Source organism: Pseudomonas sp. REP124 (assembly GCF_020164475.1).
Lineage (GTDB): Bacteria > Pseudomonadota > Gammaproteobacteria > Pseudomonadales > Pseudomonadaceae > Aquipseudomonas.
Map to the genome: position 1 here is coordinate 1 of NZ_JAIQWX010000205.1, position 8,981 is coordinate 8,981.

An 8,981-nucleotide genomic window follows, 5' to 3' on the forward strand; every position below is an offset into this window, starting at 1 on the left:
TGTTAGAATGCGAAACGCGCCGCTCACCCGGCGCGTTTTTTTTCGCATCCGGTTCACCCCTTACGAGGGTAGCCACCTGGAGATTCACCCATGACACAACCGATTGTCGTGGCGGCACTGTATAAGTTCGTCACCCTGGAAGATTACGTCGCCCTGCGCGAGCCACTGCTGCAGGCAATGGTCGATAACGGCATCAAAGGCACCTTGCTGATCGCCGAAGAAGGCATCAACGGCACTGTTTCCGGCAGCCGCGAAGGCATCGATGGCCTGCTGGCCTGGCTGCGCAGCGATGCGCGCATGGTCGACATCGACCACAAGGAATCCTACTGCGACGAGCAGCCGTTCTACCGCACCAAGGTCAAACTCAAGAAAGAGATCGTGACCCTGGGCGTCGAGGGCGTGGATCCGAACAAAAAGGTCGGCACCTATGTCGATCCGCAGGACTGGAATGCGCTGATCAGCGATCCGGAAGTGCTGTTGATCGATACCCGCAACGATTACGAAGTGTCGATCGGCACCTTCGAAGGCGCGATCGATCCAAAAACCACCAGCTTTCGCGAATTTCCCGACTACATCAAAGCCAACTTCGATCCGGCCGTGCACAAGAAGGTCGCGATGTTCTGCACCGGCGGCATTCGTTGCGAAAAAGCGTCGAGCTACATGCTCAGCGAAGGCTTCGATGAGGTCTATCACCTCAAGGGCGGCATTCTGAAGTACCTCGAAGAGGTGCCGCAGGAAGAAACCAAGTGGCAGGGCGACTGCTTCGTGTTCGACAACCGCGTGACGGTTCGCCACGACCTGACCGAAGGCGATTACGATCAGTGCCATGCCTGCCGTACCCCGGTCAGCGTCGAAGATCGCGCCTCCGAGCACTATGTGGCCGGCATCAGCTGCCCGCATTGCTGGGACAGCCTGAGCGAGAAGACCCGTCGCAGCGCCATCGACCGGCAAAAGCAGATCGAATTGGCCAAGGCACGCAACCAGCCTCACCCGATCGGCTACAACTATAAGCAAGCATCCTCCGAGGCCTGAACCATGTCTGCATGCCGCCTGCTCTATGTAATGGACCCGATGTGTTCCTGGTGCTGGGGTTTTGCCCCGGTCGCAAACGCATTGGTCGAACAGGCGGCGGCAGCGGGAGTGGACGTGCATCTGGTGGTGGGCGGTTTGCGCACCGGCAGCGGCGCGGCACTGGAGCCGTCGACCCGACGCTACATTCTTGAACACTGGCAGGCGGTCACCGAGGCCACCGGCCAGCCGTTCAAGGTGGAAGGCGCCTTGCCCGAAGGATTCGTCTACGACACCGAACCGGCCTGCCGGGCATTGGTGACCGCTCGTAGTCTGGCGCCGGATTGCGCGTGGAAACTGCTGGGGCTGATCCAGCATGTGTTTTATGCACAAGGCCGCGACGTCACCCACGCCAGCGTGCTGGTGGAGCTGGCGGAACAGGCCGGTCTGCCACGCATCGAGTTCGCCGGCGCCTTCGACCGCGCCGACATGCACACCGCGACGGCTGCCGATTTCACCTGGGTCCAGGATTTGGGCATCGCCGGTTTCCCTACCTTGCTGGCTGAGCGAAACGGTCAATTGGCGCTGCTGACCAATGGCTATCAACCGCTCAGTGTGCTGTCACCGTTGCTCGGCCGCTGGCTGGAGCGCGCTGCCTGTGCATGACCTGCCCGACGACGTTCAAACCGCAAAACGCGTCGACCGCTTGAGCTGGGCGGAAATCCGTCGCCTGGCCCTTCAACACAAGAAATCCCTATGGATCGCCAACGGCGTCGCCGTGTTGGCGACCCTGTGCAGTGTTCCTATCCCCTTACTTCTGCCATTGCTGGTCGACGAAGTGCTGTTGGGACACGGTGACGCCGCGCTGAAAATCATGAACCTCGCACTGCCAGAGGTTTGGCAAAAAGCCGCGGGCTACATCGGCCTCATGCTCATAGTGACCCTGGCCCTGCGTTGCGCGGCCCTGCTGTTCAACGTGGTACAGGCGCGATTGTTCGCGTCCCTGGCCAAGGACATCGTTTACCGCATTCGCATCCGCTTGATCGAACGCCTCAAGCGCATATCCCTCGGCGAGTACGAAAGTCTGGGCAGCGGCACGGTGACTACGCATCTGGTCACCGATCTGGACACCCTCGACAAGTTCGTCGGCGAAACCCTCAGTCGTTTCCTGGTCGCTATGCTTACCCTGGTCGGCACCGCCGGGATTCTGATGTGGATGCACTGGAAGCTGGCGCTGCTGATCCTACTGTTCAATCCGCTGGTGATCTACGCCACGGTGCAGTTGGGCAAGCGGGTCAAGCACCTGAAGAAACTCGAGAACGACAGTACCTCGCGCTTCACCCAGGCGCTGACCGAAACCCTCGACGCGATCCAGGAAGTTCGCGCCGGCAACCGTCAGGGCTTTTTCCTCGGTCGTTTGGGGCTGCGCGCCAAGGAAGTCCGAGATTACGCGGTCAGTTCGCAGTGGAAGACCGACGCCTCGAACCGTGCCAGCGGCCTGCTGTTCCAGTTCGGCATCGATATCTTCCGTGCCGCCGCGATGCTCACCGTGCTGTTCTCCGACCTGTCCATCGGCCAGATGCTCGCGGTGTTCAGCTACCTGTGGTTCATGATCGGTCCGGTGGAGCAACTGCTGAACCTGCAATACGCCTACTACGCCGCCGGCGGCGCGCTGTCGCGGATCAACGAACTGCTCGCCCGGGCCGATGAGCCGGAATTCCCCAATGGCGTCGACCCGTTCACCGGTCGCGAGACCGTGGGTATCGAGGTGCAGGGCCTGAGTTTCGGATACGGCGATGAACTGGTGCTGAACCAGATGAACCTGTCCATCGCGCCCGGTGAGAAGGTCGCGATCGTCGGCGCCAGCGGCGGTGGCAAAAGTACTCTGGTTCAACTGCTGTTGGGCTTGTACACGCCGCAGGCAGGGACCATCCGTTTCGGCGGCTCGACCCAGCAGGAGATCGGTCTGGAAACCGTGCGGGAGAATGTCGCCGTGGTCCTGCAGCATCCGGCGCTGTTCAACGACACCGTGCGCGCCAACCTGACCATGGGCCGTGAGCGCAGTGATGAAGCCTGCTGGCAGGCGCTGGAAATCGCCCAGTTGCACGCTACGATCCGCGAATTGCCCAATGGTCTGGACAGCATCGTCGGGCGTTCCGGGGTGCGGTTGTCCGGCGGGCAGCGCCAGCGTCTGGCGATTGCGCGGATGGTATTGGCCGATCCGAAGGTGGTGATTCTCGACGAAGCCACTTCAGCGCTGGACGCTGCCACCGAGTACAACCTGCATCAGGCATTGGCGCGGTTCCTCAGTCACCGCACCACACTGATCATTGCCCATCGCCTGTCGGCGGTGAAGCAGGCCGACCGTGTGCTGGTGTTCGATGGCGGGCAGATTGCCGAAGATGGTGACCATCAGCAACTGATCGCCGATGGCGGTTTGTACGCCAAGCTTTACGGCCATTTGCAGCAGCATTGATCGGCAGACGACGCGCGCGGTGGTGGAAGCCGCGACGGGCTGATCCAGAAGGGCAACGCAAGTATTAATAATAAGTAGAGAGTGCGCCTGAATGTTTTCCATTCATGACTTGCCGGGATTTGTAACGCCCCCTAGTCTAGCTGTAGCGATCACGTTGGATGATGATCTGGCAGTGCTAAGTCAAGGGAACTCATGAAACAAGCGCGGACTCTCGCAACGCCTCGGTTGCTGGGCATCGTATGGCCCTTTATCGCCGTCGTGCTCTTCCAGGCCTTGTTGGGCGGCGTCAGCCTTTATGTACTGTCGGCCGTCCGGGGCTATGTAGCCGGTGAAAGCCTTTGGTCCAAGGGCCAGAAAGACGCCATCTATTACCTCAACCTCTACGCCGACAGTGGCGACGAGGCCATTTTTCTCAAATACCAGAACGCGATTGCCGTACCCCAGGGCGGTCATGAGTTGCGCGTGGCGCTGGATCACGAGCCCACCGATATCGAAGCGGCGCGCAAGGCAATCATCAAGGGCGGCAACCATCCTGACGACGTCTCCAGCCTGATCTGGCTGTACCTCAATTTCCGACATTTCAGCTATCTCGAAAAAGCCATCGACCTGTGGACGGTCGGTGACTCCTACCTGGTCAAGCTCGATGATGTCGCCCAGGCTATGCACCGGCACATCAATGCCGGCCCCGCATCCCGTGCAGACATCCAGCGCTGGAAGGAACAGATTTTCGCCATCAACGATGAAGTGACGCCAGCGGCGAAAGCTTTCAGCGATGCCTTGGGTGAAGGCTCGCGGGTCATTTTGCGTCTGCTGCTGGTGACCAACCTCGCCACGGCGCTGATTTTGATTGCGCTGGCGTTGATGCGTACCCACAAGCTGCTCAAGCAACGCCACGCCTTTGCCGACGCGCTGCAACTGGAGAAAGACCGGGCGCAGATCACCCTGCAATCGATCGGTGACGGGGTGATCACCACCGATGTGTCGGGCGCCATTGCCTATATGAACCCGGCCGCCGAAGCCTTGACTCACTGGAAAGCCGAGCAGGCGACCGGTCTGCCGTTGGCGGCGCTGTTCAATCTGCTGGACGAGAACGCCCAGGCCGACGGTTTCAATTTGATCGAACGCATTTTGAGCGGTCATCTGAGCGGCGGCAGCGAACATTCCAAACTGATCCAGCGTCTGGACGGCAGCACGGTGTCGGTGACCCTGGTCGGCGCGCCGATCCGCAATGCCGGCAAAGTCAGCGGTACCGTGCTGGTCCTGCACGACATGACCCAGGAACGGCAATACATCGCCAATCTGTCCTGGCAGGCGACCCATGACGCACTGACCGGCCTGGCCAACCGCCGTGAATTCGAATATCGCCTCGAGCAGGCGCTGCACAATCTGACGCGCCAGTCGGGGCGTCACGCGTTGATGTTCCTCGATCTCGATCAATTCAAACTGGTCAACGATACCTGCGGCCATGCGGCGGGTGACGAGTTGTTGCGCCATATCTGCGCGCTGCTGCAATCCGGCCTGCGCGAGGGCGATACCCTCGCGCGTCTGGGCGGCGATGAGTTCGGCATCCTGCTGGAAAATTGCGGCCCGGATGCGGCGGAGAAAATCGCCGAAGGCTTGCGCCAGACCGTGCAGAACCTCCATTTCGTGTGGAAGGGCCGGCCATTCGTGACCACCGTGAGCGTCGGGCTGGTGCATGTTTCACACAATCCGACCACCCTCGAAGCCTCGCTGCGAGCGGCTGACATGGCCTGCTACATGGCCAAGGAAAAAGGCCGCAACCGGGTTCAGGTCTATCACCCGGATGATTCGGAACTGTCCCTGCGCTTCGGCGAAATGGCCTGGGTGCAACGTCTGCACATGGCGCTGGAAGAAGACCGCTTCTGTCTTTACGCCCAGGAAATCGCGCCGCTGGGTACCAGCGACGAAGGCGGGCATATCGAAATCCTCTTGCGTCTGCACGATGAAGCCGGGCGCATGATCCTGCCTGACAGTTTCATTCCCGCCGCCGAACGTTACGGCTTGATGACTTCCCTTGATCGTTGGGTGGTGCAGAACGTTTTCCGCATCATTGCCCAGTGCCGGGCCGAGAAGCGCAAGGGCCCTCTGGCGATGTGTGCGATAAATCTGTCAGGCACGACCATAGGAGATGAGGCGTTTCTGGACTTCCTTAGGGAACAGTTCGTTACGTATTCGATTCCGCCTGAAATGATTTGTTTTGAAATCACCGAAACAAGCGCAATTTCCAATTTAGGTAGCGCAATCAGATTTATTAATGAACTCAAAGGGTTAGGTTGTCATTTTTCACTCGACGACTTTTGCGCCGGTATGTCTTCATTCGCTTATCTGAAACATTTGCCTGTAGACTTCTTGAAGATCGACGGGAGTTTCGTAAAGGATATGCTGGACGACCCGATTAACCGCGCCATGGTCGAAGTGATCAATCACATCGGCCATGTCATGGGTAAACGCACGATTGCCGAGTTTGTAGAGACGCCCCAGATCGAGCAGGCATTGCTGGAGATCGGTGTGGATTACGCTCAGGGCTATGTCATAGAACGCCCGCAATTGTTTACCTGCGACAGTTTGCAAAGTCGTCCTGCCAGGCCTCAGCCTTTGCTGTTCAAGGCGCCTGGCACATTTCGTTGAAGTCTCTTGCCGGTCCAACAATCACAATCAAAAGGAGCTCGACAGTGATCGACACATTCATCCGAACCGGCCCACTCATGGAAGCTGCAAGTTATCCTGCCTGGGCCCAGCGCCTGATCCAGGATTGCAGCGAGAGTAAGCGCCGGGTTGTCGAACACGAACTGTATCAGCGCATGCGTGATAACAAACTCAGCGCAAAAACCATGCGTCAGTACCTCATCGGTGGCTGGCCTGTGGTCGAACAGTTCGCGTTGTACATGGCACAAAACCTCACCAAGACCCGCTTTGCCCGTCATCCGGGCGAAGACATGGCCCGTCGCTGGTTGATGCGCAACATTCGCGTTGAACTCAACCATGCCGACTATTGGGTCAACTGGAGTCGTGCCCACGGCGTCAGCCTTGAAGATCTGCAGGCGCAAAGCGTCGCCCCGGAGCTTCACGCGCTGAGCCACTGGTGCTGGCATACAAGCTCGGCGGATTCGCTGATCGTGGCCATCGCCGCCACCAACTACGCCATCGAAGGCGCGACCGGTGAATGGTCGGCCGTGGTCTGCTCCACGGGCGTGTACGCCGAGGCCTTCCCCGAGGAAGAGCGCAAGCGTGCGATGAAGTGGCTGAAGATGCATGCGCAATACGATGACGCGCATCCTTGGGAAGCGCTGGAAATCATCTGCACGCTGGCGGGCATGAACCCGAGCAAGGCGCTGCAGGTGGAACTGCGTCAGGCGGTGTGCAAGAGCTACGACTACATGTACCTGTTCCTGGAACGCTGCATGCAGATCGAACACTCGGAAAAAGCACCGGTAGCCCGTGAGCGGTTGGAGCTCGCGGAAAGCTGAGTAAACCTGTAGGAGCGAGCTTGCTCGCGATGGTAGACGATGCACCGCGGGACTACTGATGCCCCGCGTTATCGTTAACCTCCATCGCGAGCATGCTCGCTCCTACAGTTGTTTTGGGTGATCTTCAGCCCGCCATCGTCAGGCGGTTACGCCCCTCGCGCTTGGCGATGTACAGCGCATTGTCGGCACGTCGCAACAGACTTTCGGCCGATTCCCCCGGCAGCAGGGTAGAGCAGCCAATGCTGATGGTCAGGGCGATCGAACGACCCTCGGCCAGATAATCCTCGGCCTGCACCGCAAACCGCAGTCTCTCGCCCACCATCGCCGCCGCTTCGCGCGGGGTGTTGGACAGCAGGGCCAGAAACTCCTCCCCGCCATAACGAAACACCATGTCCACGTTGCGCAGCTGGCTTTTGATCGAAGTGGCCACGGCTCTGAGCACCTCATCGCCGACGCTGTGGCCATGGGTGTCGTTGATCAGTTTGAAGTGATCGATGTCCAGCATCAGCAAGGACAGCGGTTGCAGGTGACGCCGCGCGACTTCGATCTCCCGCGCCAAGGTCTGGTCCATGGCAATCCGGTTGCCGGTGTCAGTCAGCGGATCGCGCAGCGCTTTCTGGGTCGCGGCGCGGTAGAGCAGGGTGTTGCGCATCGGGTAGAGCAAGGCTGCCAGCAGCGACTCGAGGCTGCCTTGATCCTGCTCGCTGAAACGCTGGCTGCGGCGAAATACCAGTTCGCCCAGATGTTCCCCTTCATGGCTGAGGCTGTAGCTGATCGAATGACGGCCGCGTTGACCGAATTCCAGACGCAGATCGCTGCTCTTGTGCTCGTAGGTCAAGGCATCGAGGGGGACGAGTCGCTGAACTTCACGGAAAAACAGCCCGAGAATGCGTTGAGGCTCAAGACTGGTCTGCAGCTGCATGCTCAGTTGCTGGCGCAATTGCGCAAGACTGACTGGCCTTTCCAGAACCGGTGGCTGCTGACCAAAGCCCAGGCGTTGCAATTTGGCGCTATCGAAGTCAATTGCGTTGGTCTGGGAGGGTGATTTCATATGGCGCGTGCTCTTGAGCAATCAGGCTGTCTTACTAGCTGGGTGAGAGCGGCCTGGGGCAGCGCGTCATACTGGTCCGTCAGTCCCGTAGGACATTTCTTACAAGTCTAATCCGCTTTGTACAAGTTTTGCCTGCGCAAATGCCGCGACGAGAGGTCGGCGCGGCACAAAAGCGACGTACGGCACTACTGGGCGTTGAAAGCCTGGCCGTTGATACCCGTGCTGTCCGGACCCATCAGGTACAGATAGACCGGCATGATCTCTTCCGGGGTCGGGTTGTTCAGCGGGTTTTCACCTGGGTACGCCTGGGCGCGCATGCTGGTACGGGTGGCGCCCGGGTTGATGCTGTTGGAGCGCACGGGTGCCACGGTGTCGACTTCGTCGGCCAGAGTTTGCATCAGGCCTTCGGTGGCGAACTTGGACACGCCGTAAGCGCCCCAATAGGCGCGACCCTTGCGACCGACGCTGCTGGAGGTGAACACCACCGAAGCGTCCTGGGAAAGCTTGAGCAGCGGCAGCAGGGTGCTGGTGAGCATGAACATCGAGTTCACGTTGACCTGCATCACACGCATGAAGTTCTCGCCGGACAGTTGCTCGATCGGCGTGCGCGGACCAATGATCGAGGCGTTGTGCAGCAAGCCGTCGAGGTGGCCGAATTCAGTCTCGATCATCGCCGCCAGCTCATCGTATTGATGGGGCAGGGCGGTTTCCAGATTGAACGGGATCACGGCGGGTTGTGGATGCCCGGCAGCTTCGATTTCGTCGTAGACCTGGGACAGGTTGGCTTCGGTCTTGCCTAGTAGCAATACGGTCGCGCCGTGGGCGGCATAGGTTTTTGCAGCGGCAGCACCGACGCCACGACCGGCACCGGTGACCAGAATGACGCGGCCCTGGAGCAAATCGGGCCGGGCGGAGTAATCGAACATAAAGAACCTCGACAAGTCGGCGGTGCGTCGCG

At 59.6% G+C, this 8,981-nt stretch carries 7 protein-coding genes; 5 read left to right on the forward strand and 2 right to left on the reverse strand.

The window, feature by feature from the left end; translation table 11 throughout:
• The first annotated feature begins 90 nt into the window (after nucleotides 1-90).
• From K9857_RS28295 to K9857_RS28315, 5 genes are all read left to right on the forward strand, one after another.
• On the forward strand, nucleotides 91-1,032 hold the full coding sequence (locus K9857_RS28295; RefSeq protein ID WP_224541547.1) for a rhodanese-related sulfurtransferase: 942 nt from the start codon (nucleotides 91-93) through the stop codon (nucleotides 1,030-1,032).
• Between the two features lie 3 nt (nucleotides 1,033-1,035).
• The gene (locus K9857_RS28300; protein WP_224541549.1) at nucleotides 1,036-1,674 is read left to right on the forward strand and encodes a DsbA family protein; all 639 of its coding nucleotides are present in this window, start codon (nucleotides 1,036-1,038) and stop codon (nucleotides 1,672-1,674) included.
• On the forward strand, nucleotides 1,667-3,484 hold the full coding sequence (locus K9857_RS28305; RefSeq protein WP_224541550.1) for an ABC transporter ATP-binding protein: 1,818 nt from the start codon (nucleotides 1,667-1,669) through the stop codon (nucleotides 3,482-3,484). The genes K9857_RS28300 and K9857_RS28305 overlap by 8 nt, the downstream gene beginning before the upstream one ends.
• 192 nt (nucleotides 3,485-3,676) lie before the next feature.
• Entirely contained in the window at nucleotides 3,677-6,133 is a 2,457-nt protein-coding gene (locus K9857_RS28310; protein WP_224541553.1) for an EAL domain-containing protein, read from the forward strand.
• A gap of 77 nt (nucleotides 6,134-6,210) precedes the next feature.
• Complete coding sequence (locus K9857_RS28315) at nucleotides 6,211-6,972, forward strand: iron-containing redox enzyme family protein (RefSeq protein ID WP_263488138.1); 762 nt, start codon at nucleotides 6,211-6,213, stop codon at nucleotides 6,970-6,972.
• Between the two features lie 124 nt (nucleotides 6,973-7,096).
• Here the strand turns inward: K9857_RS28315 and K9857_RS28320 are convergent, their stop codons facing one another.
• Both K9857_RS28320 and K9857_RS28325 read right to left on the reverse strand, forming a co-directional pair.
• Complete coding sequence (locus K9857_RS28320; RefSeq protein ID WP_224541556.1) at nucleotides 7,097-8,023, reverse strand: GGDEF domain-containing protein; 927 nt, start codon at nucleotides 8,021-8,023, stop codon at nucleotides 7,097-7,099.
• A gap of 185 nt (nucleotides 8,024-8,208) precedes the next feature.
• Nucleotides 8,209-8,949: a YciK family oxidoreductase gene (locus K9857_RS28325; protein ID WP_224541559.1), complete on the reverse strand. Its 741-nt coding sequence runs from the start codon at nucleotides 8,947-8,949 to the stop codon at nucleotides 8,209-8,211.
• Between the last annotated feature and the right edge of the window lie 32 nt (nucleotides 8,950-8,981).

Bases quoted from the DNA above. Each gene is read 5' to 3' on its own strand.
- K9857_RS28310 (WP_224541553.1), top strand. From the start codon at position 3,677: ATGAAACAAGCGCGGACTCTCGCAACGCCTCGGTTGCTGGGCATCGTA.
- K9857_RS28325 (WP_224541559.1), bottom strand. From the start codon at position 8,949: ATGTTCGATTACTCCGCCCGGCCCGATTTGCTCCAGGGCCGCGTCATT.
- K9857_RS28295 (WP_224541547.1), top strand. From the start codon at position 91: ATGACACAACCGATTGTCGTGGCGGCACTGTATAAGTTCGTCACCCTG.
- K9857_RS28300 (WP_224541549.1), top strand. From the start codon at position 1,036: ATGTCTGCATGCCGCCTGCTCTATGTAATGGACCCGATGTGTTCCTGG.
- K9857_RS28315 (WP_263488138.1), top strand. From the start codon at position 6,211: ATGGAAGCTGCAAGTTATCCTGCCTGGGCCCAGCGCCTGATCCAGGAT.
- K9857_RS28320 (WP_224541556.1), bottom strand. From the start codon at position 8,023: ATGAAATCACCCTCCCAGACCAACGCAATTGACTTCGATAGCGCCAAA.